Raw genomic sequence first — 26,348 nt, 5'->3', positions numbered from 1 at the left:
CCGCCTCCATAGTCTTGCGGGAACAACCATGAAGCCGATCGAAACCATCATGCGCACCGCGCCGGTCATTCCGGTGCTGGTGATCGAGGATGCCGCCCACGCCGTTCCGGTGGCGCGCGCCCTGGTCGCCGGTGGCCTGCGCGTGCTGGAGGTGACTTTGCGCACGCCTGCTGCGCTCGATGCGATCCGCGCGATGCGCGGTGTCGAAGGCGCCATCGTCGGTGCCGGCACTGTCACCAATCCCTGCGATCTGAAGGCGGCAATCGATGCAGGCGCGGAATTCATCGTCTCGCCCGGTTTGACCGCGCGGCTTGGCGAAGCGGCCGTGGCGTCGGGCATTCCGTTCCTGCCGGGCACCGCCAACGCTGCCGATATCATGACCGGGCTCGATCTTGGCCTGACCCATTTCAAGTTTTTCCCGGCGGCGACCTCGGGCGGATTGCCCGCTTTGAAGGCGTTGTGCGGGCCGTTTCATCAGGTCAAATTCTGCCCGACCGGCGGCATCAACCTGGCCAGTGCGGCCGAATGGCTGGCGTTCGATCCGGTGCTGTGTGTCGGCGGCAGCTGGCTGGTGCCCAAGGGCGCGCCCGACGAAGCCGCGATCGAGGCGGCCGCGCACGCGGCATTCGGCTTGCGCACCTGACCGGCGATGGCACGGCGCGCGGCAACCGACAGGAAACAGATCATGACCACGGTCGATACGTTGCGCGCGCGATTGCAGACGTTGCACCAGCGCACCGCCGAAACGCCGCTGTTCAATCCGGTGTTTCAATTGAGCCACGACCTGTCGCGCCAGCTTGAATCGGGGGCAATCGACCTCGATGCGATCGAGGCGCTGGTGGCAGAGCTGGAATGCGAGGCGCTGCAGACCCGCGCGATACGGCTGCGCGCGCTGGTTGCGCCAACCGATCCGACCGGCAATCTGGATCGGATCGTCGGGCTGTTGAACGAGGAAGACGGTTTTTCCGAATTTCGCCGCCGCTGGGAACGCCCGCTGCTGCACGCGGTGTTTACCGCGCACCCGACATTCCTGCTGACGCCGGGCGATGCCGATGCGGTGGCCAGTGCGGCGCTGGCCGATGATCCGCGTCAGGCCACGGTCTGCGCGGTGCCGGGGCCGGGCCCTGCGATCACGCTGGAATTCGAACATGCCGAGGCAATGGCGGCGATCGAACGCGCCGCGATTGCACGCGATCGCATCAACACCCGCCTGCTGGCGCATGCCCGCGCGCGCTGGCCGGGGCGCTGGCTCGATTTCCGGCCGCTGCCGTTCCGGTTTGCCACCTGGGTCGGCTATGACATGGACGGGCGTACCGATATCGGGTGGAGCACCTCGATCCTGTTCCGCCTGCGCGAAAAGGTGCGCCGCCTGGCGGGTTATGCCCAGACGTTGCGCGCAATCGATGCCGCCCATCCCGCGCTGGCAACGCTGATCGCGGGGCACGACCAGGCGGCGGCGATGGCCGATCTGTTTGCCGCGCCTTTGACCGATCCGGCGGTGTTGTCGGATGTGGCCAACCGCATGACGGCTGACGACCCTGCGCGGCTGCTGTCGCTGGCGCCGATCATCGCCGCGCTCGATGCCGATGCAAAGGCGGCGAACGACGCCAGTGCCGTGGCCTATGCGGCGCTGGCCGCGGCGATGCGCGCCGACGGGCTGGGCATCGGCTGGATCCATTTCCGGGTCAATTCATCGCAATTGCACAATGCCCTGCGCCGCCGCATCGATCCCGATGGCACGCTCGACTGGGGCAGCCGGGGCGCGCTGTCGCGGCTGCGCGAAGTGCTGGCCGGCACCGCGCCGCTGCGGGTGAATTTCGGCGCGCTGGCAATCGAAACCTCGACCGCCATGCGGCAGTTTCTGGTCATGGCGCAGATCCTGCACCATATCGATGCCGATGCGCCGATCCGCATGCTGATCGCCGAATGCGAACAGCCGCAGACCGTGCTGGCTGCGCTGTATTTCGCGCGGCTGTTCGGCATCGAAGACAAAGTCGATGTCTCGCCCTTGTTCGAAACCGAAACCGCGCTCGAACACGGGGGGCGCTTTCTCGATGCCTTGCTGGCGGAACCCGCCTATCGCGATTATGCGCGAACGCGCGGACGCGTGGCCATCCAGACCGGGTTTTCCGATGCCGGGCGCTTTCTGGGTCAGATCCCCGCGGCGCTGGCGATCGAACGGCTGCAGGGGCGGCTGGCGCAGGCCATGCGCGCGCACGACATGACCGATGTCGCCGCACTGATCTTCAACACCCACGGCGAAAGCATGGGCCGCGGCGCGCATCCCACCGGCATGGTCGACCGATTGTCGTGGCCGCTCAGCCGCTGGGCGCGCAGCCGCTTTGCCCGCGCCGGCGTGATCCTTGAACCCGAGGTCAGCTTTCAGGGCGGCGACGGTTATCTGTTTTTCCGCAATGACGATCTGGCGCTTGCCACGCTGACCCGGATTGCCGAGGCGCAAGGCCTGCTGTCGGGCGAATACACCCGCGATCCGTTCTATGACCGCACCGATCTCAGCCTCGATTTCTATCGCTCGATCCGCCGCGTGCAGCGCGACTATCTGGGCAGCACGACCTATGCGCGCGCGGTCACCGCGTTCGGGCTGGGCATGCTGAAAGTGACCGGCAGCCGCGTGTCGCGCCGCCAGTCCGATCTCAACGCCGACCGTACGATGAGCCTGCGGCAGATCCGCGCGATCCCCCACAATGCGATTTTGCAACAGATCGGCTATGCCGTGAACGTGATCGCGGGGGCGGGCACCGCGGCGGGCGAGGAAATCGAGTCGGTTGCCGAATTGCTCGGCGCGTCCGACCGGGGCAATCAGCTGGTGCGGCTGTTGCGCGCCGCCAATGGCCTGGCATCGATCAAGACGGTGGGGGCCTTTGGCGAGCTGTTCAATTCGGCCTATTGGGCAAGCAGGCCTTATCGCGGCACCGAAACCGCGCTGGAAACCGGATGCCTGGCGCTGGCCGATTATCTGACCAAGGATGATCGCGCCGGGGTGTTCCGGCGGCTGGTGTCGCGGCTGCGCGTCGACTGGATGAAGCTGCACCGGCTGCTGGCGCTGGTGCCGGGCGCTGCTGCGGGACGCGATCCGGCGATGGACGATGCGCGACGCACGATCGGGCTGCTGCAATCGGTGCGCCTGACGCTGCTGATGCACATGTTTCTGCGCGCGGTGCAGGTGCCGCAGTTTTCGCGCGCCAACGATATCAGCCGCGAAGACGTGCTGGAAATGGTGCTGTCGCTGCGCGTGGACGAGGCACTGGCGCAATTGCGCCGCGCCTATCCGGTGATCGAGCCGCGCATCGGCGATTTCGCGCTGGACGAACCGACCGATTATCCCGACCACGAGGCCGAGGATTACAGCGCGATCCGCACCCGTTTCATCGATCCGATCGACAGGGCCCACGCGCTCAACACGCGCATCGCCGTTGCCATCGCCAACTATTTCGGTGCGCACGGCTAAGCGGTTTGGCCCGGGTCTTTGTTTCGCGCAGGGGCGGGTCAAGGAGGTCCTGAATCGTACCTGACGGACTATGCGGCCAGCAAATAGAGGCCCGGGTGGTCTTCGTCGCTGTCCACATTATCGCTGCGCAAGGATTTCGCCCTTACAATCAGGCTACGACGCGCACGCGTGCCGGTGGCGCGCCATGCGATCACCTTGCTGCGCGCCAGCGCCAAGAGCGGCTGAACCCGGGCAGCGCCTCCCAGCACAACCGTCATCGCCAACGCATCGCAATAGACGGTCAGATCCCACGTCCAGGCCAGCATCAGATCCGCCGAGCCGAGCATGCCGATCACTTCACCCGCCAATAGCAGCGCGCCGATCGTTATTAGCGCAAGCAGCAGGTGTCGCCTGTCGAGCCGGCTGAACCAGGCCACCGGGCGTTCGGCAAGATGATGGTGCAGGTGCCGTGCGGTCGGGGTATCCGGGAAGAGCCGCATCACCAGCATGCACAAGCCCATCATTCCAGCAAGCATTGCCAATTCCCCTTTCACCCGATGTTGATGCATGAGGTGTAGGGAATAATACCTGCTAAGGTTGGATGTCTCAATCTGCGGCTGTTGCGCGCCGCCAATGGCCTGGCATCGATCAAGACGGCGGGGCCCTTTGGCGAGCTGTTCAATTCGGCCTATCCGATGAACAGCCGCCCGTGGCGTGCGGGGCGCGGCGGGGTGTTGAACAGCGCGCCTGCCGACAGACGGCTGCCGCGCACCACCAGCATGATCAGATCGCCCGCCTCGATCCGCAGGTCTTCGCCGGGGTGCTGGATTGATTGGCCGCCGTCGCGGTCGATCTGCACGATAAAGAACGCGCCATTGCCGCGCTGTTCGGCCTCGCGCACGGTCAGGCCGGTCATGCCGCCGCTGTCGCCTGCCACCACAACTTCAAGATCCAGGCCAAAGTCGTTGAGATTGCGCTTGATCGTGCCCACTTCGCGAATGTCGCCGAGCACGCTTTCGGTGGCGGGAAACAGGATCAGCTCGGTAATCCGTTCGGCGCCGATGTGCGTGGGCAGCACCACCTTGTCCGCGCCGGCATGGAACAGCTTGCTTTCGGTGGTGGGTGCTTCGCCGCGCGCGATGATCTGCACTGCGGGGTTCAGGCTGCGCGCCGACAACGTGATGAACACATTGGCGGCGTCATCGGACAGCACGCTGGCCAGCACGCGCGCCTGACCGATCATCGCCTGTTTCAGCGTGTCTTCGTGGGTTGCTTCGCCGATCAGGATCAGATGCCCGGCGGCGCGCGCCTCTTCGGCCCGGCCCGCATCGCGTTCAATGATCACGAACGGGTGATGGGCCTCGGTCAGTGCCCGGGCCAGTCGCACCCCGATCCGGCCATAGCCGCAGATGATGGCATGGCCGTGCAGCCGTTCGATTTCGCTTTGCATCCGATCAAGCCCCAGAAAGCGGCGGAATTGATACAGGTTGAACACCTGGATCAGTGCACCGGTCAAGACGATCATGCCGGTGCAGCCCAGCACGATGGTCATGATCGTCCACAGCCGCAGAAATGTCGTGTCGACCGGCCGCACCTGACCATATCCGACCGAATAGACCGTGGTCAGCACCATGAACGCGGCATCGCCCACCGACCATCCGGCCAGGACATAGCCGAGCGTCGCAACCACAAACACCCCGCCCATCCAGACAATCGTGCCCGACAGCAGTTTCAGCGGAGAGGCAAGCAGCCCCCCCGTTCCGTGGGTTTGGCCCGGTACGGGCGCGGTGTAGTGTATCTTGCCCGCCATATCGGGCCTTGTGTGACGTATCCCCGGCCGGTCTGTCCAGCAGGCAATGCGCACAATACGAAACGGGCGCGGCCATTGGCCACGCCCGTTTGGTGTCCGGCAATGGATACCGCCGTTTACTTGGGTGCAAGCACCATCAGCATCTGGCGGCCTTCCATGCGGGGAAAGGCTTCGACTTTGGCAATCTCGGCCACATCATCCTGCACGCGGCGCAGCAGGTTCATGCCCAGCTGCTGGTGCGACAGTTCACGACCACGAAAACGCAGGGTGACTTTCACCTTGTCGCCATCGTCGATGAAGCGATGTACGTTCTTCATCTTGGTATCATAATCGTGGTCGTCGATGTTGGGACGCATCTTGATCTCTTTGATCTCCTGCGTCTTCTGGCTCTTGCGGGCGAGGTTGGCCTTTTTCTGGGCTTCGTAGCGGAATTTGCCAACATCCAGGAATTTGCACACCGGCGGGTCGGCGTTCGGCGAGACTTCGACAAGGTCAAGTCCGACCTCGGCAGCCTGTTCGATCGCTTCGCGGGTGTACATCACGCCCAGGTTTTCGCCGTTCTCGTCGATCACGCGCACTTTGGGCACGTTGATCATCTGATTGAAGCGGGGCCCGCTCTTGACGGGGGGCGCCATCATGCGCCGGGGAGGGGGAGCTATCTTCGGTTCTCCTGTTATTACGGTTCGCGCTCATACCACATCGCGCCAACAGTTAAAGAGCAATCGGGGCGGTGGGGGCCACTTTCAGCCCCGACAGTCAGGCGGCCCCGCCCCACAGCGCAAACCGGGCGATACGGCCTGCCGCGGGCACCAGCGCATCGGCGGTGCGGGCAGGCGCCAGCGCGGCGCGAATGGCCGGCGAATCGGCATCGAGTCCCCCGGTCAACGCGCCGAACGCGGGCAGCACCATGCGGGTCGCGCTGGCCACCACACAGGGCCGGCGAATGGTGCGGCCGCGCACGCCCACGCGCAGGCGCGGGTGGAAATGGCCCGACAGTTCGGGCCTGGCTTCACCCGGCACGGCTTCGTGGCGCAGCACAATCCCGGCCACGGTCGTTTCGATCAGGTGTGTGCCGGGCAGGGCCGGGGCCACCGATGCCGCGCCCTTGATATCGTGGTTGCCGGTGATCCACACCCAGTCGGTGACGCGGGTCAGCGCGGCCAGCATGCCCGCCGCATGCGGGTCGAGCCGGTCGGGCCCGCCCGCATCGTGAAAATTGTCGCCCAGGCAGAACACCCGGCGCGCGCCCGTCAGCCGTACCGCGTGCGCCAGCCGTTCCAGCGTTTCGCGGCTGTCATACGGCGGCAGCATCTGGCCGGTGCGCGCATAGAAACTGGCCTTTTCCAGATGCAGGTCGGCCACCAGCAGCGCGTTTTCTTCAACCCAGTACAGCGCGCACGCGGCATCGCCGCCGGTGCCCAGGCAGAATTCCTGCGTCTGAAAGGCAAATGATGCGAACGAAACGGGAACCATGATTGTCCCTTGCCGGATGGTCTGCGGCTTGGCAAGTCTGGCAGCATCAAAGCCGAGGATGCCAATGACCGAAACGACACCTGCCGACTGGAGCCAGGCCACCGCCCGTGCGCGTGCGTGGTTCGAAAGCTTGCGCGATCAGATCTGCGCCGCGTTCGAGGCGATCGAGCGCGAGGCGGGCAGCGATGCATGCTTTGCCTATACCCCGTGGCAGCGCGATGCGAACGAGGGCGAAGGTGGCGGCGGGGTGCAGGGCCTGATGAAAGGCAAAGTGTTCGAAAAGGTCGGAGTCAATGTCTCCACCGTGGGTGGCGCGTTCAGCCCCGATTTTGCCCACACCATCAACGGTGCCGATGCCCAGAACCCGGGCTTTACCGCCACCGGCATCAGTCTGGTCGCGCATATGGCCAATCCGCATGTGCCCGCGGTGCATATGAACACGCGGTTTCTGACCACGCGCAAGGCGTGGTTTGGCGGCGGCGGCGATCTTAATCCGCCGATCCCTTATGCGGAGGACACTGCCGATTTCCACGCCGCGTACAAGGCGGCCTGCGACGCGCACGATCCGGAATACTATCCCCGGTTCAAGGCCTGGGCAGACGACTATTTCTATATCCCCCATCGCAAGGTGCACCGCGGTGTCGGCGGGATTTTCTATGACCATCTCGAATGCCCCGACATGGCCGCGTTCGAGGCGAACTTTGCCTTTACCCGCGCGGTGGGTCAGGCCTTTCTCGACGTCTATCCGCGCCTTGTCCGCCGCCGCATGGCGCAGGACTGGACCGCCGCGGACAAGGCGCAGCAGCTTGCCTGGCGCGGACGTTATGCCGAATTCAACCTGGTCTATGACCGCGGTACGCTGTTCGGTCTGAAAACCGGGGGCAATATCGATGCCATCTTGATGAGCCTGCCGCCCGAGGCCACGTGGGCCTGAACGCCGGGCCAGTGTGATGGCGATTGTCCACGACGGGGCTGCGCCACTGGCGCATGGTTTTCACAGTGTGGCCCGCGGCGATCTGGCGGCGGTGGTCACCGCGCTTGAAATGCGCGCAATGCCCCAGGCGCTGCGCCGCCCGGTGGCAGAGCCCGATGTGCCGGTGCAATTGGTGCGCTGGTCCGGGTGCGATCCGGCGCGCTATCGCTTGTTGTACCAGCGTGTGGGTGCGCCATGGCTGTGGTGGTCGCGCCTTGCGCTCGACGATGCAGCGCTGGTTGCCATCCTGCATCATCCGGCGGTTGAACTGTACGCTGTAACCGACCGTGCACGCGTGGAAATCGGTATATTGGAGCTCGATTTCCGCGTGGCCGGCGCGTGCGAAATTGCCTTTTTCGGCTTTGTGCCAAAAGCGACCGGGCAGGGGTTTGGCAAATGGCTGATGCGGCGAGCGCTGCAACGCGCCTGGACGCGCGGCGACGCGGTGCCGGTGTCGCGCGTGTGGGTCCACACGTGCACGCTGGACGACGCGCGCGCGGCCTCGTTCTACGCGTCGCAGGGGTTTGTGCCGGGCGCGCGCTTTGTCGAAGTGTTCCGCGATCCGCGTCTGGCCGGGCTGTTGCCGGCCGATGCCGCGCCGCTTCACCCGCTGATTGTCGATTGACCGCTAGCCGCTTGTGCGGGGCGCAGCCGGGTGGCGATCATCGCCACCAACAGCAGCCCGGCAAACGGCATCAGATTGGCATGCAACGGCAGCGCCATGGCGCGCGTGGCAAGCGGCGCCAGCCACAGGCCGATCACCGCCGGTTTTTCCCAGGGTCGCCAGCCCCGGGCGCGGGCCGTGGTCACCAGCCACAGCGTCGGCTGGATCAGGAATGGCAAGTCATAACTGAACAGATACGGTGATGCGACGGCCGTGGCCGCCAGCATCAATGCGCCGGTGCCGGCATTCGCGCCCGATCGGCGCGTCGTGCGCCACACCACGACGGCCAGCATCAGCGTGATTGCCGCCTGGCCCGCCAGCGCAACACCGGGGTTGGTCCATTCGCGCAGCAGGGCATAAGGCGTGGCCATGCGCAGCCAGAACGGCCCGCCATTTTGCGCCATCAGCACCGCGCTGACATCGAAGCTGCGCGGCCAGGCCGCCCAGGTCTGCGTTCCGAACGCCAGCAGTGACAGCACGCACAGCCCCAGCGCCGATGCCGCTCCGGCCGCCAGCACGCGCCAGCGCGCGCCCGCGATCAGCCACAGCGGTACCAGCACCGCCAGGTGCGGCTTGATCACCAAGGCCCCGAACAGCACGCCGGCGATCACGTCATCGCGGCGATTGCACCGCGCCAGCGCAATCACGCCGCCGACCAGCAGCGCGCCGGTAACAAACCCGTTCTGCGCATGGCATGCGGCCAGATAGGCCACCGGACTGGCCAGCACCACCAGCGGCGCACCCGGCAACAGCCGGCGACATACCGCAAACCACAGCGCCCAGCCGCCCAGCGCCCAGACCAGCCAGGCCGCCCCATAGGGCATCAGTCCCAGCGGCGCGGTCAGCAACAGATAGGGTGGCGGATTGACATAGGCGACCATCTGCCCGGTGTGGCTGGCCGCCTGCGCCGCGTGTTCGGCGGCAAGGTTGAAGGCGTCTTGCGGTGTGCCCGCCAGGACCAGCCGCCCGGCCCCCCAGAACGCCAGGAAATCGCTGCCGACATGACCCGTGGCCTCGGAAAAGACATGCGCCAGCATGCGCATATAGGCGATCAGGATAAAGATCGACAGCACCGGCAATCGCGATCGATCGGGCCAGCGATTGGCGCGCAGCGCGTCGTGGGCACGGGTCGCAAGGGTGCGCGTGCGTGCAGGCCATGGGGCCTGACGCTGCGCGGTGGTTGCAACCATGATCGTTGCCCTGCTCATCCTGCCAATGGATTAACCACGAAAAGATCAACGAATCGTATGCACGGGCGGCCCTTTTTCCTTGCCCTGTGCGCACATGTGCCCCCATCGTGGGAAAACCATGTTGCGTCAGTATGAACTTGTCGAGCGCGTGCTCGCTTATGCCCCGGATGCGGACGAGGCGATGCTCAACCGTGCCTATGTCTACACCGTGCAGAAACACGGCACGCAGAAACGCGCCAGCGGCGACCCGTACTTTTCGCACCCGGTCGAAGTGGCGGGCCTGATGACCGAGCTGAAGCTCGATCAGGAAACCATCATGACCGCGCTGTTGCACGACACGGTCGAGGATACGCTGGCCACGACGGCGGAAATCGAACGCCTGTTCGGGGCCAATGTGGCGCGCATGGTCGATGGTGTGACCAAGCTGTCGAAAATCGAAACCATGACCGAGAACGAGCGCGCGGCTGAAAACCTGCGCAAGTTCCTGCTGGCGATGAGCGAGGACTTGCGCGTCCTGCTGGTCAAGCTGGCCGACCGGCTGCACAACATGCGCACGCTGCATTTCATCCGCAGCGAGGACAAGCGCCGTCGGATCGCGCGCGAAACGATGGAAATCTATGCCCCGCTGGCCCAGCGCGTGGGGATGTACGAATATATGTGCGAAATGCAGTTGCTGGCGTTTCAGCAACTGGAACCCGACGCCTATGCCACGATCACCGGCCGGCTTGAGGCGATCCGCGCCGCGGGCGAAGGCCAGGTTGATGCCATCGCGCTGGAAATCAAGCAGGCGCTGGCGGAATCGGGCCTGCGGGTCGAAGTGGCGGGCCGAGAAAAGCACCCCTATTCGATCTGGAAGAAGATGGCCGAACGCCACGTGTCGTTCGAACAGATTACCGATATCATGGCGTTTCGCGTCGTCACCGACCGGGTCGAAGACTGCTATGCCGCGCTGGGCCTGCTGCACCGCACCTGGCAGATGATCCCGGGCCGGTTCAAGGACTATATCTCGACGCCCAAGATCAACGGGTATCGCAGCCTGCACACATCGCTGATCTATAACAACGCGATGCGCGTGGAAGTTCAGATCAAGACGCAGGAAATGCACCAGACCAACGAATATGGCCTGGCGGCGCACTGGGCCTACAAACAGGGCGGCTTGCAGCCCGACGGGCAGGTCGGCTGGCTGCGCGATCTGGTCGAAATCCTCGATGCCAGCAACGATCCCGAGGAACTGCTCGAAAACACGCGCATGGCGATGTACCAGGATCGCATCTTTGCGTTTACGCCCAAGGGTGCTCTGTTTCAGTTGCCGCGGGGCGCCACGCCTGTGGATTTTGCGTTTGCCGTGCACACCAATCTGGGTGCGGCAGCGGTGGGCGCCAAGATCAATGGCCGCCATGTGCCGTTGCGCACACCGCTGATCAATGGCGATGTGGTCGAAATCATCCGCAGCCGCACTTCGGAACCCCAATTGTCGTGGCTGTCGTTTGCCGTGACGGGCAAGGCGCGCGCCGCGATCCGCCGCGCCGTACGGCAGAAGGAACGCGCCGATATCGCCGTGATCGGCCGCAAGCTCTATGACGAAATCGTCGATCGCCTGCCCACCAAGATCGGCAAAAAGGCGCTGAACGAGGCAATCAAGCGCCTGAAATTCAACAACGAAGACGAATTGATGGTGGCCATCGGGCAGGCCCGCGTCAGCGATCGGCAAGTGATGGAGGCGCTGGTGCCGGGCAGTGCCGCCAACCTGCCGCAGGGTGACGATTGGCCGCAGGATTCCTGGCCGCGGCAGCAACGCGCAATTGCCGTGCGCGGATTGACCCCGGGCGCCGCGTTCAAGCTGGCCCCGTGCTGCCACCCTGTGCCGGGCGACCGCATCGTCGGGCTGCGCCGGCCCGGCATGGGCGTCGAGGTCCATTCGATCGATTGCCTGCAACTGGCCAATGGCGTCGATGCCGATTGGATCGACCTGTCATGGGAAACCCCGAACGACGGCGCGGTCGGCCGCCTGCGCGCCGAACTGTACAACCGCCCGGGCACATTGGCAGAAATGGCGGGCATTTTCGGCAAAAACCACGCCAACGTCGTCAATCTGGAAATGACCCAGCGCGAAAACCCGTTCCACACGTATGTGGTTGACCTGGAGGTGCGCGATCTGGCCCACCTGACCCGCATCATCAGCGCGCTGCGCGCCAGCGACGCGGTGGCGCAGGCGGACCGCATCTGATCGCCAGTATCTGGCCCGGCAGGGCGCTGTTTCAGGCGCGCGCGGCTGCTGCCACGGCCGCAAGAGCCGCCAAAGTCCGCTCGATCTCTTCGCCGGTGTTGTAATGCGCAATCGCCAGGCGCACGACCCCGGTGTCTTCGTCCAGCCCCAGCTGCCGGGCGGGTTCGAGCGCGTAATTGTGCCCCGACCAGACGCAGATATCCTGATCGGCCAGTCCTTGCGCAAAGGCATGCGTGGCAATCCGGTCGTGCGTGAACGACACGGTGGGTACGCGCTGGGCGATGCGGTTGGGATTGGTGATGCCGTGGATGGTGATGCCCGGAATGGCCAGAATGCCTTCGATCAGCCGCAGCGTCAGCGCAGTTTCATACGCGCCGAACGCGGCATATCCACCCAGCATGCGTTCGCGGCGGGTGCCGGTATGGCCCGCCAGATCACCCAGCGATGCCAGGTAATCGGCCGTGGCGACAAGACCGGCCAGCAATTCGGTTTGCGGCGTGCCGAGTTCGAACCGTTCGGGCAATTCGTCGGATGAACAGCGGCATTTGTACGCTTCTAGCCCCTCGAGCACGCTTTCGCGGCCCCACAGCACCGCCATGTGCGGGCCAAAGAACTTGTAGGCCGAACAGACCAGAAAATCGCAATCGATCGCCACGACATCGGGCAGGCGGTGCGGGGTCAATTGCACCGCGTCGACATAGGCCAACGCGCCGAATTCGTGCACGACGCGCACCAGCGCGGCCATATCGTTGATCGACCCGGTCATGTTGCTGGCATAATTCATGGCCACCAGCCGCGTGCGCTGCGACATCACGGCGCGCAGCGCTTCGGGCTCGATCTGCCAGCTGTCGGTGTCGAACGACACCCAGCGCACGGTCAGCCCATGATCGCGCGCCATCAGCAGCCACGGCGCAACATCGCCTTCGTGATCCATCCGCGTCAGCACGATTTCATCGCCCGGCTGGCACAGCCGCCCGATCGAACGCGATATATGCATCGTCAGCGCGGTCATGCTGCTGCCGATGATCACCCCGCGCGGGGTCGGGGCGCCCACGATATCGGCGCCTGCCTGGTGGGCGGCATCCCAGATGTCCATCGCACGGCGCGAACCGGCGAATTTGCCCCCCAGGTTGCACGCGCCCTGCGCCATGCCCTGCGCCACGGCATCGATCACCGATTGCGGCACTTGTGTGCCCGCCGCATTGTCCAGGAACACCGGTGGCCGGTCGGTTCCGGCGATCGCGGGAAAACGTGCGCGGACACAGTCGATGGGGAACGGGGTCATAGTTTCTCCGGCAAGGCGGCCATCAAGGCCAGGTTGGCGCGGGCGCGCCAAGCGCAACATTGTCCTGCCCGATCGTGGGCGCCGGACCCGTTTCGCACGATCCGACCGAAAACCGGACCGGCGCCTGCAGGTGCAGATAATCGCCCTCGGTCGGGTGCGTGCGCTGCTGGAACAGGCCAACCTCGACCAGATGCGGATCGGTGGTCAGATCGGCCAGGTCGCGCACCGGCATCGCCGGGATCTGGTGTTCGGCAAACAGACGTGCCCATTCGGCGGTGCTGCGCATCGGCGTGCGCCGGGCGATTTCGCCATAGGCCTGGCTGATATTGGCAGCGCGGTCGCGCGGGGTGGCAAAGCGCACGTCGTGCAACAGGTCATCGGCATCCAGCAGCGCAAACACCTTGCATAGCGCAGCATCGGTATAGGGCACCAGGCTGATATGCCCGTCGGCGGTCGGAAACGGCTGGCGCGCCGGATCGATCTGGCGAGGATATCCGGTCGGTTCCAGCGGCGGAACCAGCACCCCACCAAACAGATGCTCTTGCGCCATGAAATGCGCAAACGTCTCGAACATGGGCACTTCGACGAACTGGCCGCCGCCAAACCGCAGCTTGTGCACGATTGCCGCCAGGATTGCATAGGCCCCGTGCAGCCCGGCCACTTTGTCGGCGATCAGCGAAGGCAAATAGCGCGGCGCCGGATTGCCGTCGGCGCGCGGCAACAGCGTGGCGGTGCCCGTGGCCGCCTGGATCACGTCGTCATAGGCCTGCAGATCGGCATAGGCGCCGCCCGAGCCGAACCCCACGCAATGCACATAGATGATATCGGGCCGGATCGCGCGCACCGCGTCATAGCCAAAGCCCAGGCGTTCGATCGCGCGCCCGCGCACATTGTGGATGAACACGTCGGCCTCGGCCAGTTGCGCGGTCAGCGCGGCCTTGCCCGCGTCGGTCTTCAGATCGACCGCGAGCGAGCGTTTGCCCTTGTTGAGATTGAGCGTGCAGGGGCCCATCCCGGGGGTGTTGCGCGGGCGTCCGGCGTGGCGGAACTGATCGCCGGTCGGTCCTTCCACCTTGATCACGTCCGCGCCCAGATCGGCCATGATCTCGGTCGCATAAGGGCCGAACACCACGCTTGTCAGATCGACGATACGGATGCCATCCAGCATTTTAGGCGCGGCCACGCGGCAATCTCCCCTGGTGATAGCACAAGCCTAATCGATCGGTTAAGGCCGCACAACCGCCATGACGATCATGCTGTCATGGCACGCGGCGCACCGGCACCGGCACGTTGCACGCGTCGACCCCGCCCGCCGGATGCACGAAAAACCGGTCCCGCCGATTGGCACGGGCGGCGGCATAGCCGGCGAAGCTGGCGCTGGTGGTGGACAGCATCTGATAGGTCGGCAGGCCGGGTACCTCGGCCCCGTTGCGGATGGCCGTGATCGGCACGCGTTCGCCGGCGGTGGTATAGAACCCCAGCGCTGCGGTGCCGCGCGGCAGGATCGACAGAAATTCGATCCCCTCGATCACGCGCCCGACCAGCGCGATGTTGCGATCGAGCTGCCGCGGGGCATGGCCGATCACGACATACAGTTCGGCGCCGCTGCCGGCATCGGGTGGATTGTCCCGCCCCACGCCAACCATGCCATAACAATGCAACGGCCACGCGTGGTCCTTGTCCAGCCCCATCGGCCACCCGGCAATGATCCGTGTTTCGGGGGCATAGGCATCGCCGCCCTGCGCCAGCGCGGTGTCGGCGCCTGCGGGCAGGGCAAAGCGCGGCGTCAGATAGCCGCCTTCGCTGGTGTCGATCAGGCCAGGCGGCAGGGGCTTTGCGTTTGCCTTGTCATCGCCGTTGGGGTCGCCCCATTGCACCACATAATTGTCCTGCGCCCGGTTGATGCTGGTGCCATCCCACCAGTGCGCCGCGGCCAGTTTGCGGATATTGCCGATCCACGCTTGTGAAACCGGCGCGGGCAGCAACTGGATAACCACACGCCGCGCGCGGCCCGCCGTATCGGGGGCAAGATCCATCACCAGCAAGTCCGACGGCGCAATCGCCACCCATTCGCCCGGTCTTGCCGCCGCCACGATCTCGGGCGGCGAAGCCACGTCGCCGGCGTCTGCCCGGCAGGTGGCGGGAACAAGCGCCAGATGGGCCGCAGCAAACAGCACAAGACCGGGGCGGAACGAGCGATGGATTGATCTCGACATATTCACACCATGCCACCGCCTGCGCCCTTGCGAAACCCCCGCCATGCGTCTAGGCGCGTCGCTCATCCAGAGCATGCGGAGCGGTGGCCGAGTGGTCGAAGGCGCTCGCCTGGAAAGTGAGTATACGCCAAAAGCGTATCGAGGGTTCGAATCCCTCCCGCTCCGCCACGACTGCGAACCAACGAGATGGGCCTTCAAGAGGCCAGACATTCCCAGCTTCCGCACCGTTTTGTCATTGGCATCTAAGCCTTGCAAATTGCCGGAAGCGCCAAAATCGGTTTCTGACTGGCTTTCGTCTCTTCTCATGGCTTTACGGTCTCATGGCAGGCGGGTGGGTGGAGAACCCGAGGCGTGGGCGTTCTGCATGGCACGCCTGCAAAGCCGCCGTTTCTGAAGCGCTCGCGATGGGGATACTGGCCCTGAATTTCGTGGCCCGGGACTTCGAGAAGCCGAAAATGGCTATTTGTGCATTTTGCCAATATGCGCCAAAAAATGGTTATAAATATGAAGGTTTGATAATGAACGGTGCCGGCAACACGAAAATGGGCAAAACAGAATGGCAGATTGCCCAAATTAATATCGGGCGTTTGCTGGCCCCCCACGGGGATGCCCGGGTCCAACCGTTCTTTGATGCACTCGACCGCATCAACGCTATGGCCGATGGCGCGCCCGGGTTCGTTTGGCGCCTCCAAAGCGAGACCGGCAACGCAACTGACGTGCAGGCAACGCCCGACCCCCTCATAATTGTGAACATGTCGGTGTGGACGAATACGGAAGCGCTGTTTGCGTATGTCTATCGCAGCGGGCACGCGGCTGAAATGTCGCGGCGTCGTGCGTATTTCGAAAGATTTGAAGGTGCCTATCAGGCATTGTGGTGGGTACAAAAGGGCCACCAACCAACTGTTGCGGAAGGCCTGTCACGGCTCTGGATGATCGATCGGTTTGGGTCTTCGCCATTCGCATTCACGTTCAAGGCGCGCTTTGCGGAACCAGGGCACATTGAATAACGCTATGGTGTGAACGGCACCTCAGCCCGTGGAACGGCTTCGCGGATAGCGAACCCGCGAAGTGGTGGTGCCTACCGTTTTCGCGCAACGCATTGTCGCCTGTCAGCCCCAAAGACACAGAATTTAGGCAATTGGCGCGGTTGATCGCGGGCATCAATAATCCAAGACAGCTGTATCACCGTTCGGGTGCAGCGCTGTTAACCCGCAGCGCTGGAGGAAGGTGAAAATACCGTCGTAGAGGTCTGGATCTCGGGTCGGGTCGTTGTCGCAGCCTTTCGGCACAAAGATGACCATGCCCTGGCGTGCACGCGTCAGCACCACGCGGTAGGCGTTCTTCAGATAGAGCCGGAGGAACCTGTCGTTGACCGATTGCCAGCGCGTGCCTTTGAATTTGTGCGGTTTCCACCCCGTTCCATCATGACGCATGTCGGCGTCCCAGCAGACGCAAGTCCAGTCCAGTTCCAGTCCTTGCACGTCGAATTCGCTGGCGACGTCTTCGAGGTAAAACGACGAGCGCACATCGTCGCGACCGTTCAGGAACCAGTTGGGCGGTTCGATTGCCGCCTTGACGTTCAGACCCACCGCTTTGAGCCGCGACGCGCCGGACGAGGCAACCAGGCCATAGCGTTCCGACCCGCGCGCCCTGGCCTTTAGCCAGGCCCGAGCTTCGTCCAGATCGCGGCTCAGCACGATGGGATAGTGTTCAAGCCCGGCACATGCCGCGCGCGCGGCGGCCGCGTCGCCATCGACAACATGCGAAATGAAGCTCGACAGCGTTTCGGCGCGAAACGAGCGCATCGACACCCCAAGGTGCAAGTCTGGATCAAGCACGACGCGTGGCCCGGTCAAAAAGGCCCGCGCATCGTGGTTCAGGTCATAATCGGGATGGTCGATGCGGTCGGATGTATGGACCTGCCAGTGTGCAAACCGGTTCTTCAGGGCCGCCATCCATTCGCTCAGGCCGGCTTCACCATCATTGATTTCCTGACCTCCGCCGACCAGGCAGATGATCGTGCACCATTGCGGGTGGCGGTCCATTACGCCCAACAGGAATTCCGGTTCGGACACGTCAAAATCCACCAGGCCGCGTTTTTGGCGCATGAAGCTTGCGGCCTTGCGCCGGTTCCAGGCCCGCTGCGCTTCGTCAAAGATAACCACGTGGTCGGACGGTGCGGCACTGGAATGAACATATTCATCACGGAAATGATGGATATTCTGGATAAACGCCCGGACGTGGCGTTCGGCCGCCGACCGTTGCCCCCCGGTGCGCGCGCGATGATCACGAACCAGCGCTTCGCGCAGGACATCGACAAGGGGGCCGTTGCCCGAAAGAAATGTGGCGTGGTTATCGTCTTTGCCCGCGCTGCGGCGCGTGGCGATGTTCAGTCCGGCCAGCGTCTTGCCGGCACCGGGCACGCCGGTGATGAAGCAGATCGCCTTGTGATTGCCACTGCGACTGGCCTCGATCGCGTGGTTGACCGCAGCTTCGGTGCGCGTCAGGTTGATGGCGCCAGCGTCGCTGCGCGTGATATCTGCGACATTGTGCCGCGCATAAAGCGCGGTCGCCGCCTGGATGATCGTGGGCGTCGGGCGATAGCCGCTGTCCTGCCATGCCGACACATCGAAATCGGGCGCGCGGTGGTCTGCGCCAAACATGCCGATGACGGGCCCCAGATCCTGCGGGCAGAGCTGCAAAGGCCTGGCCACGTGATCAAACGCCAGTTCAAGCTGAATGTCGCGCGAAGTGCGTGCCAGGGTCGGGACAAGGATCGGAAAGATCGCCAGCGCATGGCTGCCTTCATGAAAGTTTTTCAGGTCGAGCGCATAATCCTCGACCTGTTCCATCGCCGCGGGTTCGAACCGCGATTGGCCGTCCTTGAATTCGATGACAAAGATCGCCCGGCCGACGATCACGACGGCGTCGGCGCGCTTGCCCATGCGCGGGATTGCGAATTCAAAGTACAGCGTGAAATCGTTCGTGCCGGCAAGCGCGGTGCGCATCACCTCGATCTGGGTCAGCCAGGCCTGCCGTTGCCCGGGCTCGACATCAAAATGGTGCCACCGGGTCAGCTCACCCAGAATATGCGAAGGGGTGTCGGCAAAAAACTGCTCGCGATTTGCCGAGTAATAGGCGCGCATCAAACCCCCTGTGGCCTTGGCGCATACTCAAATGATTTGGGGGCAGGTGGCAACACGAATTCGATCGATATTCGTGCCCCGGTGGCGTCGCGCCGATTGCGTCAGCCGGGCAAGCGCACAACCAGAACTTTGCCGACCCGATCGGCATTGCCGGAAATCTGCAAGATGTAGGTACCCGGCGCGAGCACGAAGTCGACGATTTTGTGCACCCCGCTGCACGCCGGGCCATGACTGTGCGCCGCCGATACCACCGCTGCGCCATTGCCATCGACCAGATCGATCCACGCTGCGGACCCAAGCGCCACGCGATAGGTTCCGCGCGCCGCCACGGCGACCTGCAGCAGCCCGCCAAAGCTGGCCGCCCCTGCCGGCTTTTCGGGCCGCCGCGGATACACCACCGATGGTGTCTGCATCAGGGGCACAGTTGCCGCCTGGCCGATGACCAGCGCCGCATCCGGCAAATGTGCGGCGCTGGCGGCAGCGGTGCGCGCGACCGGCGTGGCCCACGCGGCCAGCTCGGTCGGCAGACTGCCGGGCGTCGTGCACGCCGGCACCTGGTCGGCGGCACTGGCCCCGTGGGGCAAGGCAAACACTGCTGCCGCAACAATGATCCATGTCTTCGAAACCATGCAACAAGGTCCTTTGCCAAACGGTCTTGTCAGACCAGGCGGCGCGGACACATTCCGCAGCGCCACGGTTTCGTCCACGCTGCCTAGCGTTTGATCTGGCCTGCCAGGAATTTGGTGATCCCGCGGCCATAGGGCGGGCGAAGGGCCTTCAAAGGGCCGATGTCTTTGGCGATCTGGCTGTAAATCGCCTTTTTGTGGCTGAATTCGCGAAAGCCATCGATCCCGTGATAGCTGCCCATGCCGGCGGGGCCGATGCCGCCAAACGGCAGGTCCTCTTGCACCACGTGGAAGATCACGTCGTTGACGGTGACGCCGCCTGCCGTGGTGGAACGCAGCACGCTTTCGCGCTCGGCCGCATCGCTGCCGAAGTAATAGAGGCCAAGCGGTCGGTCATGCGCGTTGACATAGTCGATCGCTTCGCTGACCGAGCGATAGGTTTTGACCGGCAGGACCGGTCCGAAAATTTCCTCCTGCATCACTTTCATGTCGTCGGTGGCGTTGATGATCAGCGTGGGCGCAATCTTGCGGTGCTCCTGCTGGCCCAGGTCCTCGGCCTCGGGTTTCAGTTCGATGATCTGGCCGCCCTTGGCGCGGGCATCATCGATATAGCCGGTGATCCGGTCAAAGTGCCGCTGCGCGACGATTGCGGTGTAATCGGGGTTGTCCTTGATTGTCGGAAACATCTGCCGCACTGCCCCTTGCGCCCCGGCAATAAATCCGTCGAGCGTTTCCTCCGGGGTCATCACATAGTCGGGCGCCAGGCAGATCTGCCCGGCATTCAGGGTCTTGCCGTTCATGATGCGCGCGGTGGCCGTGGCCATATCGGCAGACCGGCCAATGATGACCGGGCTTTTGCCGCCCAGTTCCAAAGTCAGCGGCACCAGGTTTTCAGCGGCCGCCCGCATCACGTGGCGGGCAACCGCCGTCGCGCCTGTGAAAATCAGGTGGTCGAAGGCAAGGCCGGCAAAGGCCTGCCCGATCTCGGGCCCGCCGGTCACGACCGCGATTTCCTGTTCGGTGAAGGCTTTGGCAAACATCTCGGCCATCAGCGCCGACGTGAGGGGCGTGTATTCCGATGGCTTGATCATCGCGCGGTTGCCTGCGGCCAGTATGCCGGCAAGCGGTGCAAAGGTCAGATTGATCGGGAAATTCCACGGGCTGATCACGCCGACCACGCCTTTGGGTTGAAAACGCACCTCGGCGCGTGCCCCAAACAGCGCCAGAATGCGCGGCGAGGTGCTTCGACGTTCGGGTCTGATCCATTTTGCCAGATTGTCGCGGGCGTGTTTGAGCGGGCCGATCGATGCGCCAATATCGGTAAAGGCGCTGGCTTCGCGCGAGCGAGAGCCAAAGTCGGCGTTGAGCGCGTCCTCGATCTGGCCACGATAATCGACCAGCAGGCCGATACAGCGATCGAGCCGATCCTTGCGCACCGACAGATCAGGCGGCCCCTCGCGCAGATGCGCCTGCTTCTGCTGCTCCAAAATCGCCTGCATCGACGTTTGAGACGTGGTCATCCTGGTCATCCTCTCGCGGACCTGCGGGCCCAAGCCCCGACGTTCGATCGATTTTGCACCGTTACACACACTTTGCCAATGCATGCCTTGCTATATTTTGCGAACTACAGCTTGTTCGTAACACGCGGCGGCGGCGCCTGCCGCGTGTTTTGACGCAGGCGCCTATTCGCTTTACGGGCGCCGACATGATTGTCCTTCTTTCCCCCGCAAAGACGCTCGATTTTGAGCGCGCGTTACCGCCCACAGAGGTTACCAGGCCGCATTTCGCCAAAGCTGCGAACGATCTTGCCAAAGCAGCGGCACAGCTGTCGCAGGAACAGCTGGCACAGCTGATGCATATTTCGCCGCGCCTGGCCGAGCTTAATGCGACACGTTTTCGGGACTTTGACACTTTGCCCGAGCGGCCGGCGCTGTTCGCCTTTGCCGGGGATGTCTATACCGGCTTCGACGCGCATTCGCTCGACGAAGCGGGGCTGGCCTTTGCGCAGTCGCATGTGCGGATGCTGTCCGGCCTTTATGGCCTGCTCCGGCCGCTCGACGCGATCCGGCCCTATCGCCTGGAGATGGGCACGCGCTGGGCGCCGCGCCAGACCCGGCTGACCGACTGGTGGGGGTCGCGCATTGCCCAATTTCTGTTGCAACAGCTTGCCGACGAGGGGTCGGGCACAGTGCTCAACCTTGCCAGCGTCGAATATTTCGCGGCCGTCAAAGGCAAGCTGAAAGGCGCGCGCATCATCGAAGTCGAGTTTCGCGAGCCTGGTCCCGATGGGCCGCGTTTTGTCAGCTTCAACGCCAAGCGCGCACGCGGCATGATGGCGCGCTGGCTGTGCGAACACCATGTCTGCGACATCGATGCGATGCGCGGCTTTGACAGCGATGGCTATCGCTTTGCCGAAGACCAGAGCGATGCCGATCGCTGGCAGTTCATCCGCGCCTGAGCCGGGGCGTGCTGTTCGCGCACGGCATCGCAATGCGCTGTGGCGTGATCGGCGCCGATTGCGCAGGGTGTGCCGGACTGCCGGGGCGGGTGTGGAGGACGGGGCTACCCATATCGCGATCGATCCGGATCGACCACCACCGGCCCATCGCGCGGGGGCAGGTGCCAGCGCGCCTCTGCCCTCGGCCGGCGCGGCGGACGTGGTGCGCGGTCACGCTCATGCCCGGCCAGACCTGTCCCAGATATTGGGCAGGTGCGCATTGGCATAGCCCGAAATGAAGCGCTTTGGCGTGCCGTCGGGGTCATACGTCGCGCGTTCAACCGCGCCGATATTGGCGCCATAGATGTGGATCGAAACCGACGGCGTATCGGGCAGGGCGTTCCACACGCGGTGGATGTCGCCCACGCGCGGGCTGACGGCTTCAACTTCGCCGGGCCGCAGCATGCCGACCGTGCCGTCGCTGCGCAAGGTGCCGTCGGGCGCGCGATGATAACGCTCGGCCCGTTCGCGCCCGCGCAACATGCCGATCAGGCCCCACACGCGATGATCGTGGATGGGCGTGCCCTGGCCCGGCCCCCACACAAACGAGACCACGCTGAACCGTTCGCGGCTGTCGCAATGCAGCAGATATTGCTGGTACCGGTCGGGATGATGTACGGCACAGTCATCAGGCAGCCAGTCGTCATGTGCCACCAGCGCGGCAAGCAGTTTGCCACCCGACTGCAGCACTTCGGCTTCGTCCTGCGTGCCCGACAGCAGTTCGGCAAAGCTGGTGACAAACCCGCGCAGCCGCGCAAGGCCCTTCGCGTGGGCGGCTTGTCCGGCAGTGTCGATCGTCAAGAATGGCCTCCGTGCGGGAAGGGAAACATGCCGGATGAGGCGGTTGCGCGCCCGGGATGTCAAGCCGCGTGTGCCGCAGACCTGCCGCGCAGGACGCGGGCACAGACAGGGGTGAGGGGTGCGCTATTATTTGCAACAATCCGTTCAGATGATTGCAGTGGATCGATAGGGTGTTTGCAGGCATGAGCTTGGCCCATGCTGCGAAGATCGTCCTTGCCGTCGGTAGATCCGTTCCTGATCTGGCTGGTGACCGTGGTCGCCATGGCCTCGGCGCTGCCCGCCCGGGGCGTGGCCGCGGGCTGGTTCGGGGTTGCGGCCGATCTGGCGATTGCCCTGCTGTTCTTTCTGCACGGGGCCAAGCTGTCGCGCGCAGCAATCGTCGATGGTATTGGCAACTGGCGGTTGCACGGGCTGGTTTTTGCGTCGACGTACGGTCTGTTTCCCCTGGTCGGGCTGGCGGTAACCGGGCTGATCGGTGGGGTGATCGATCCGCGGCTGGGGGCAGGATTGCTGTTCCTGACGTTGTTGCCGTCAACCGTGCAGTCCTCGATCGCGTTCACTGCGCTGGCGCGGGGCAATGTCGCGGGCGCGGTGTGCAGCGCATCGCTGTCGAACCTTTTGGGCATTGTGCTGACCCCGCTGCTGGTCGGATTGCTGATGCATTCGGCAGGGGCGGGCGCGGTCTCATCGTGGGGATCGGCGCGGACAATCGCGTTGCAACTGCTGGTGCCGTTTGTCGGCGGTCATCTGCTGCGCCCGGTGATTGGCGGCTGGGTCGATCGGCACAAGACAATCCTGCAACCGGTTGACCGCGGTTCGATCCTGCTGGTGGTCTATACCGCGTTCAGCGCGGCGGTGGTGAACGGCATCTGGACCAAGGTGACCGTGCCGCAACTGGGCCTGTTGCTGGTGGTTTCGGCGTTGATCCTGGCGGTGGTCATGGGGGTCAATGTCATGGTGGCGCGGCTGGTCGGGCTGACGCGGGCCGATGCGATCGTGCTGCTGTTCTGCGGATCAAAGAAAAGCCTGGTGTCGGGTGTGCCGATGGCGGCCGCGCTGTTTGCGCCCGCAACCGTCGGCATGGTCGTCCTGCCGCTGATGATCTTTCACCAGCTGCAGCTGTTTGCCTGTGCCGTGCTGGCCGGACGGTTTGGCCGATCAGCGGCGCTGCGCGATGCCGCGATCCGGGTGCCGCAGGGCGAAGACCAGGCGGCGCACGTGGCGGCGGCGCGGGGCATGGTCATTCCCGAGGCGTGCATGCCCGGCGTGGTCGCCAATCTGGCGCTGCTTGGCCGCCATGCGGCCACCTTGTCCGGGGGCAGCGACTGATGCAGGCGATCGAAATTGCCGCAGCCGTGCGCAGCGGGCAGGTGCGCGCGATCGATCTGGCCGAAACCTGCCTGGCCCGGCTGGCGCAGGGTGATCCGTTCGCCGCGGTCACGCGCGTGCTGGCCGAGCGTGCGCGCGATGAGGCGGGGCGGGTGGATGCCGCGGTTGCCGCAGGACGCGATCCCGGTCCGTTGGCGGGCGTACTCTACGGGGTGAAGGACCTGTTCGATGTGGCCGGCCTGCCGACCACTGCCGGTTCGGCCATCTATGCCGATGCCGCACCCGCGGCCCACGATGCGCAAGCCATCGCACGCCTGCGCCAGGCTGGCGCCGTGCTGGTGGCAACGCTCAACATGGATGAATTTGCCTATGGCTTTGCCACGATCAACGCGCGGCACGGCACAACGCGCAATCCGCATGATCCCGCGCGGCTGGCGGGCGGATCGTCGGGCGGATCGGCCGCGGTGGTGGCAGCGGGGATTGTGCCGTTTGCGCTGGGATCGGACACCAATGGATCGATCCGGGTCCCGGCCAGCCTGACCGGGCTTTATGGTCTGAAGCCAACGCATGGCGCACTGCCGATGGCGGGCGTATTTCCCTTTGCCGAAAGCTTTGACGATGTGGGCCCGTTCACCGCTTCGGTCGCCGACATGCAATGCCTGTGGCAGGTCTTGGCCGGATCGCCCGACGTCGCCGGCACCGGCCACGAATTGCGCGTTGCGCGGCTGGGCGGCCGGTTCCGCGATAACGCGGACCCCGACCAGCTGACCGCGATCGATGCGATTGCGCCGGATGCGCCGCTGATCGCCGTGCCCGACATTGCGCGGGCGCGCTCGGCAGCGTTTGTGATCACCGCCTTCGAAGGCGGGGCGCTGCATGCGCAGGCATTGGGCCGTGCGCCGATGCAATTTGATCCGGCCACGCGCGATCGCCTGATCGCAGGGGCGCTGCTGCCGCGCGGGCTATACGAACAGGCGCAGGAATTTCGGCTGCAATTCAAACAGAAAATCCTCGACCTTGTGGCGGTGTATGATGTCATGCTGGCGCCCGCCGCGCCGTGCGTGGCGCCGCCGATTGCCGATCCGCGCATCATGATCGACGGGGCCATGGTTCCCGCACGTGCCGATCTGGGCGTGCATACCCAGCCGATCAGTTTTACCGGCCTGCCATCGCTGGCCGTGCCGCTGCGCCGTCCGGGGCGGTTGCCGTTGGGCCTGCAACTGGTCGGCAAACCGGGGGGCGAACCGGCGCTGTTGCGTTTTGCCGCCATGCTGGAAGACAAAGGTTGGACCGGCAGCACCTTGCCGGTGGGGGAAATGGCATGACATCGGGTCAGGATTGGGCGCTTGGTCGCTATTTCGCGTTTGCCGAACGCGGCACTTCGGCGCGGACCGAAGTGCTGGCGGGCTTCACCACGTTCCTGACCATGGCTTATATCGTGCTGGTCAATCCGGCGATCCTGGGCCAGGCCGGGATGCCGGTGGCTTCGGTTGCGGCGGCGACATGCTTTGCCGCCGCCTTTGCCTCGATCCTGATGGGGCTGGTGGCCAACACGCCGCTGGCGCTGGCGCCGGGGATGGGGTTGAACGCCTATTTCAGCTTTACCGTGGTGCAGCAGATGGGGGTGCCGTGGCCGGTGGCGCTGGGCTGCGTGCTGATTTCGGGGGTCGCGTTCCTGTTCCTGACGCTGACCGGGGTGCGCCAATTGATCGTGTCGGTCATCCCCAATACCCTGTTTGCCGCGGTGGCGGGCGGGATCGGCCTGTTCATCGGGTTTATCGGGCTGAAGAATGCCGGGATCGTCGTCGGCAGCCCGGCCACGATCGTTGCACTGGGCAATCTGAAGGCGCCGGGTGCGGCGCTGGCGCTGTTCGGCCTGGCACTGATCGGTACGCTGAGCGTGTGGAACGTGCGCGCAGCGATGCTGATCGGCATCGTCGCCACAACGCTGGTTGGCTGGGCGCTGGGACAGGTTTCCTTTCATCCAGAGCCTTACAGCTTGTCCGCACTGACCGGCACCGCGTTCAGGCTGGATCTGGCGGGCGTGTTCGGGCTGTCGGGTCGGCATGGGCTGGGCCTGGTTGAAATCCTGTTCGTGTTCCTGTTCGTCGACCTGTTCGACAATATCGGAACGCTGGTGGCGGTGACCAAACGCGCCGGATTGATGGATGCGTCGGGCCGAATTCCCGGACTCAACCGCATCTTGATGACCGATGCGGTGGCCACCATCGTCGGCGCGATGGCGGGCACCAGCACGGTAACCAGCTATGTCGAAAGCGCCGCCGGGGTGCAGGCGGGCGGGCGCACCGGTCTGACCGCGGTGGTGACCGGGCTGCTGTTCCTGGCCACGATGTTTGTGGCGCCGTATGCGCAGCTGGTGCCGCTGGCGGCCACGGCGCCCGCGCTGATCGTGGTCGGCGGGCTGATGCTGCTGCCCCTGCGCGAAATCGATTGGGAAGACCCGATGGCGGCGATCCCGGCGTTTTTGACCGTGGCGATGATCCCGCTGACGTTTTCGATCGCCAATGGCCTGGCCTTTGGCATCACCGCGCATGCCGGATTGAAACTGGCGCGCGGACGGGCGGTAAAGGCTGACTGGTTCCTGTTTGTGCTGACCGGGCTGTTTGTGGTGCGTTTTGTATGGATGGCTGCGGGATAACATG

22 protein-coding genes and 1 tRNA gene are annotated in these 26,348 nt (G+C 64.5%); 11 read left to right on the top strand and 12 right to left on the bottom strand.

Annotated features, from left to right (window positions below; genetic code table 11):
• Window positions 1-28 precede the first annotated feature (28 nt).
• Both eda and G404_RS0102650 read left to right on the top strand, forming a co-directional pair.
• Window positions 29-643, top strand: coding sequence for a bifunctional 4-hydroxy-2-oxoglutarate aldolase/2-dehydro-3-deoxy-phosphogluconate aldolase (gene eda, locus G404_RS0102655; protein ID WP_028639716.1), 615 nt, complete (start codon window positions 29-31; stop codon window positions 641-643).
• A gap of 42 nt (window positions 644-685) precedes the next feature.
• Window positions 686-3,469 (top strand): phosphoenolpyruvate carboxylase, encoded by a 2,784-nt coding sequence (locus G404_RS0102650; protein WP_028639715.1) that lies wholly within the window; start codon window positions 686-688, stop codon window positions 3,467-3,469.
• A 68-nt stretch (window positions 3,470-3,537) separates the two neighbouring features.
• Here G404_RS0102650 and G404_RS0102645 read toward each other — a convergent pair whose 3' ends face one another.
• The 4 genes from G404_RS0102645 to pdeM form a co-directional block, all read right to left on the bottom strand.
• Window positions 3,538-3,957: a hypothetical protein gene (locus tag G404_RS0102645; protein WP_156906162.1), complete on the bottom strand. Its 420-nt coding sequence runs from the start codon at window positions 3,955-3,957 to the stop codon at window positions 3,538-3,540.
• Window positions 3,958-4,136: 179 nt separating this feature from the next.
• Complete coding sequence (locus G404_RS0102640) at window positions 4,137-5,258, bottom strand: potassium channel family protein (protein WP_028639713.1); 1,122 nt, start codon at window positions 5,256-5,258, stop codon at window positions 4,137-4,139.
• Window positions 5,259-5,374: 116 nt separating this feature from the next.
• A complete protein-coding gene (gene infC / locus G404_RS0102635; RefSeq protein WP_028639712.1) occupies window positions 5,375-5,896 on the bottom strand; it encodes a translation initiation factor IF-3 in 522 nt (173 codons plus the stop codon).
• A 118-nt stretch (window positions 5,897-6,014) separates the two neighbouring features.
• Window positions 6,015-6,731, bottom strand: coding sequence for a ligase-associated DNA damage response endonuclease PdeM (pdeM, locus tag G404_RS0102630; RefSeq protein WP_028639711.1), 717 nt, complete (start codon window positions 6,729-6,731; stop codon window positions 6,015-6,017).
• 64 nt (window positions 6,732-6,795) lie between these two features.
• Here pdeM and hemF point away from each other — a divergent pair, with 64 nt between their 5' ends.
• Window positions 6,796-7,665: an oxygen-dependent coproporphyrinogen oxidase gene (gene hemF, locus G404_RS0102625; protein ID WP_028639710.1), complete on the top strand. Its 870-nt coding sequence runs from the start codon at window positions 6,796-6,798 to the stop codon at window positions 7,663-7,665.
• Window positions 7,666-7,681: 16 nt separating this feature from the next.
• A complete protein-coding gene (locus G404_RS0102620) occupies window positions 7,682-8,329 on the top strand; it encodes a GNAT family N-acetyltransferase (RefSeq protein WP_036520062.1) in 648 nt (215 codons plus the stop codon).
• On the opposite strand, the gene G404_RS0102615 is transcribed toward G404_RS0102620, so the two are convergent.
• Entirely contained in the window at window positions 8,308-9,558 is a 1,251-nt protein-coding gene (locus G404_RS0102615; protein WP_028639708.1) for a glycosyltransferase family 87 protein, read from the bottom strand. The genes G404_RS0102620 and G404_RS0102615 overlap by 22 nt on opposite strands.
• 118 nt (window positions 9,559-9,676) lie before the next feature.
• Between G404_RS0102615 and G404_RS0102610 the strand changes: the two genes are divergently transcribed.
• The gene (locus tag G404_RS0102610) at window positions 9,677-11,785 is read left to right on the top strand and encodes a RelA/SpoT family protein (RefSeq protein WP_028639707.1); all 2,109 of its coding nucleotides are present in this window, start codon (window positions 9,677-9,679) and stop codon (window positions 11,783-11,785) included.
• Between the two features lie 31 nt (window positions 11,786-11,816).
• Here G404_RS0102610 and G404_RS0102605 read toward each other — a convergent pair whose 3' ends face one another.
• From G404_RS0102605 to G404_RS0102595, 3 genes are all read right to left on the bottom strand, one after another.
• A complete protein-coding gene (locus tag G404_RS0102605; RefSeq protein WP_028639706.1) occupies window positions 11,817-13,070 on the bottom strand; it encodes a cysteine desulfurase-like protein in 1,254 nt (417 codons plus the stop codon).
• Between the two features lie 22 nt (window positions 13,071-13,092).
• On the bottom strand, window positions 13,093-14,253 hold the full coding sequence (locus G404_RS17820; protein ID WP_245584354.1) for a CaiB/BaiF CoA transferase family protein: 1,161 nt from the start codon (window positions 14,251-14,253) through the stop codon (window positions 13,093-13,095).
• 76 nt (window positions 14,254-14,329) lie between these two features.
• On the bottom strand, window positions 14,330-15,286 hold the full coding sequence (locus G404_RS0102595) for a peptidylprolyl isomerase (protein WP_028639705.1): 957 nt from the start codon (window positions 15,284-15,286) through the stop codon (window positions 14,330-14,332).
• A 77-nt stretch (window positions 15,287-15,363) separates the two neighbouring features.
• Here G404_RS0102595 and G404_RS0102590 point away from each other — a divergent pair.
• A tRNA-Ser gene (locus G404_RS0102590) sits at window positions 15,364-15,454 on the top strand.
• A 167-nt stretch (window positions 15,455-15,621) separates the two neighbouring features.
• Entirely contained in the window at window positions 15,622-16,293 is a 672-nt protein-coding gene (locus tag G404_RS0102585; RefSeq protein ID WP_245584353.1) for a DUF3291 domain-containing protein, read from the top strand.
• A gap of 153 nt (window positions 16,294-16,446) precedes the next feature.
• On the opposite strand, the gene G404_RS17815 is transcribed toward G404_RS0102585, so the two are convergent.
• The 3 genes from G404_RS17815 to G404_RS0102570 form a co-directional block, all read right to left on the bottom strand.
• A complete protein-coding gene (locus tag G404_RS17815) occupies window positions 16,447-18,432 on the bottom strand; it encodes a DUF2075 domain-containing protein (protein ID WP_245584352.1) in 1,986 nt (661 codons plus the stop codon).
• Between the two features lie 101 nt (window positions 18,433-18,533).
• Window positions 18,534-19,061 (bottom strand): hypothetical protein, encoded by a 528-nt coding sequence (locus G404_RS0102575; protein WP_028639703.1) that lies wholly within the window; start codon window positions 19,059-19,061, stop codon window positions 18,534-18,536.
• A gap of 83 nt (window positions 19,062-19,144) precedes the next feature.
• Complete coding sequence (locus G404_RS0102570) at window positions 19,145-20,578, bottom strand: coniferyl aldehyde dehydrogenase (RefSeq protein ID WP_028639702.1); 1,434 nt, start codon at window positions 20,576-20,578, stop codon at window positions 19,145-19,147.
• A 185-nt stretch (window positions 20,579-20,763) separates the two neighbouring features.
• On the opposite strand from G404_RS0102570, the gene yaaA reads away from it, so the two are divergent.
• Window positions 20,764-21,516, top strand: coding sequence for a peroxide stress protein YaaA (yaaA, locus tag G404_RS0102565; RefSeq protein ID WP_028639701.1), 753 nt, complete (start codon window positions 20,764-20,766; stop codon window positions 21,514-21,516).
• 216 nt (window positions 21,517-21,732) lie between these two features.
• On the opposite strand, the gene G404_RS0102560 is transcribed toward yaaA, so the two are convergent.
• Complete coding sequence (locus G404_RS0102560) at window positions 21,733-22,356, bottom strand: cysteine dioxygenase family protein (protein WP_425411613.1); 624 nt, start codon at window positions 22,354-22,356, stop codon at window positions 21,733-21,735.
• A gap of 195 nt (window positions 22,357-22,551) precedes the next feature.
• On the opposite strand from G404_RS0102560, the gene G404_RS0102555 reads away from it, so the two are divergent.
• The 3 genes from G404_RS0102555 to G404_RS0102545 are packed head-to-tail and all read left to right on the top strand — an operon-like array spanning window position 22,552 to window position 26,344.
• The gene (locus G404_RS0102555; RefSeq protein WP_084600960.1) at window positions 22,552-23,685 is read left to right on the top strand and encodes a bile acid:sodium symporter family protein; all 1,134 of its coding nucleotides are present in this window, start codon (window positions 22,552-22,554) and stop codon (window positions 23,683-23,685) included.
• Entirely contained in the window at window positions 23,682-25,010 is a 1,329-nt protein-coding gene (locus G404_RS0102550; RefSeq protein ID WP_028639698.1) for an AtzE family amidohydrolase, read from the top strand. Before G404_RS0102555 ends, G404_RS0102550 begins: the two co-directional genes overlap by 4 nt.
• A complete protein-coding gene (locus tag G404_RS0102545; RefSeq protein WP_028639697.1) occupies window positions 25,007-26,344 on the top strand; it encodes an NCS2 family permease in 1,338 nt (445 codons plus the stop codon). Before G404_RS0102550 ends, G404_RS0102545 begins: the two co-directional genes overlap by 4 nt.
• Window positions 26,345-26,348: the final 4 nt, after the last annotated feature.

The organism is Novosphingobium acidiphilum DSM 19966 (genome assembly GCF_000429005.1).
Classification (GTDB): Bacteria; Pseudomonadota; Alphaproteobacteria; order Sphingomonadales; family Sphingomonadaceae; genus Novosphingobium; species Novosphingobium acidiphilum.
Note: the sequence above shows the minus strand (reverse complement) of the source record. Positions and strands in the feature narration are given on the sequence as shown.

Coding starts and splice junctions, on each gene's coding strand:
- G404_RS0102570 (WP_028639702.1), bottom strand. CDS start 20,578: ATGACCACGTCTCAAACGTCGATGCAGGCGATTTTGGAGCAGCAGAAG.
- G404_RS0102545 (WP_028639697.1), top strand. CDS start 25,007: ATGACATCGGGTCAGGATTGGGCGCTTGGTCGCTATTTCGCGTTTGCC.
- G404_RS0102645 (WP_156906162.1), bottom strand. CDS start 3,957: ATGCTGGTGATGCGGCTCTTCCCGGATACCCCGACCGCACGGCACCTG.
- G404_RS0102620 (WP_036520062.1), top strand. CDS start 7,682: ATGGCGATTGTCCACGACGGGGCTGCGCCACTGGCGCATGGTTTTCAC.
- hemF (WP_028639710.1), top strand. CDS start 6,796: ATGACCGAAACGACACCTGCCGACTGGAGCCAGGCCACCGCCCGTGCG.
- yaaA (WP_028639701.1), top strand. CDS start 20,764: ATGATTGTCCTTCTTTCCCCCGCAAAGACGCTCGATTTTGAGCGCGCG.
- G404_RS0102595 (WP_028639705.1), bottom strand. CDS start 15,286: ATGTCGAGATCAATCCATCGCTCGTTCCGCCCCGGTCTTGTGCTGTTT.
- G404_RS0102640 (WP_028639713.1), bottom strand. CDS start 5,258: ATGGCGGGCAAGATACACTACACCGCGCCCGTACCGGGCCAAACCCAC.
- G404_RS0102555 (WP_084600960.1), top strand. CDS start 22,552: ATGCTGCGAAGATCGTCCTTGCCGTCGGTAGATCCGTTCCTGATCTGG.
- G404_RS0102650 (WP_028639715.1), top strand. CDS start 686: ATGACCACGGTCGATACGTTGCGCGCGCGATTGCAGACGTTGCACCAG.
- G404_RS17815 (WP_245584352.1), bottom strand. CDS start 18,432: ATGCGCGCCTATTACTCGGCAAATCGCGAGCAGTTTTTTGCCGACACC.
- G404_RS0102605 (WP_028639706.1), bottom strand. CDS start 13,070: ATGACCCCGTTCCCCATCGACTGTGTCCGCGCACGTTTTCCCGCGATC.
- G404_RS0102610 (WP_028639707.1), top strand. CDS start 9,677: ATGTTGCGTCAGTATGAACTTGTCGAGCGCGTGCTCGCTTATGCCCCG.
- G404_RS0102575 (WP_028639703.1), bottom strand. CDS start 19,061: ATGGTTTCGAAGACATGGATCATTGTTGCGGCAGCAGTGTTTGCCTTG.
- eda (WP_028639716.1), top strand. CDS start 29: ATGAAGCCGATCGAAACCATCATGCGCACCGCGCCGGTCATTCCGGTG.
- infC (WP_028639712.1), bottom strand. CDS start 5,896: ATGATGGCGCCCCCCGTCAAGAGCGGGCCCCGCTTCAATCAGATGATC.
- pdeM (WP_028639711.1), bottom strand. CDS start 6,731: ATGGTTCCCGTTTCGTTCGCATCATTTGCCTTTCAGACGCAGGAATTC.
- G404_RS0102615 (WP_028639708.1), bottom strand. CDS start 9,558: ATGGTTGCAACCACCGCGCAGCGTCAGGCCCCATGGCCTGCACGCACG.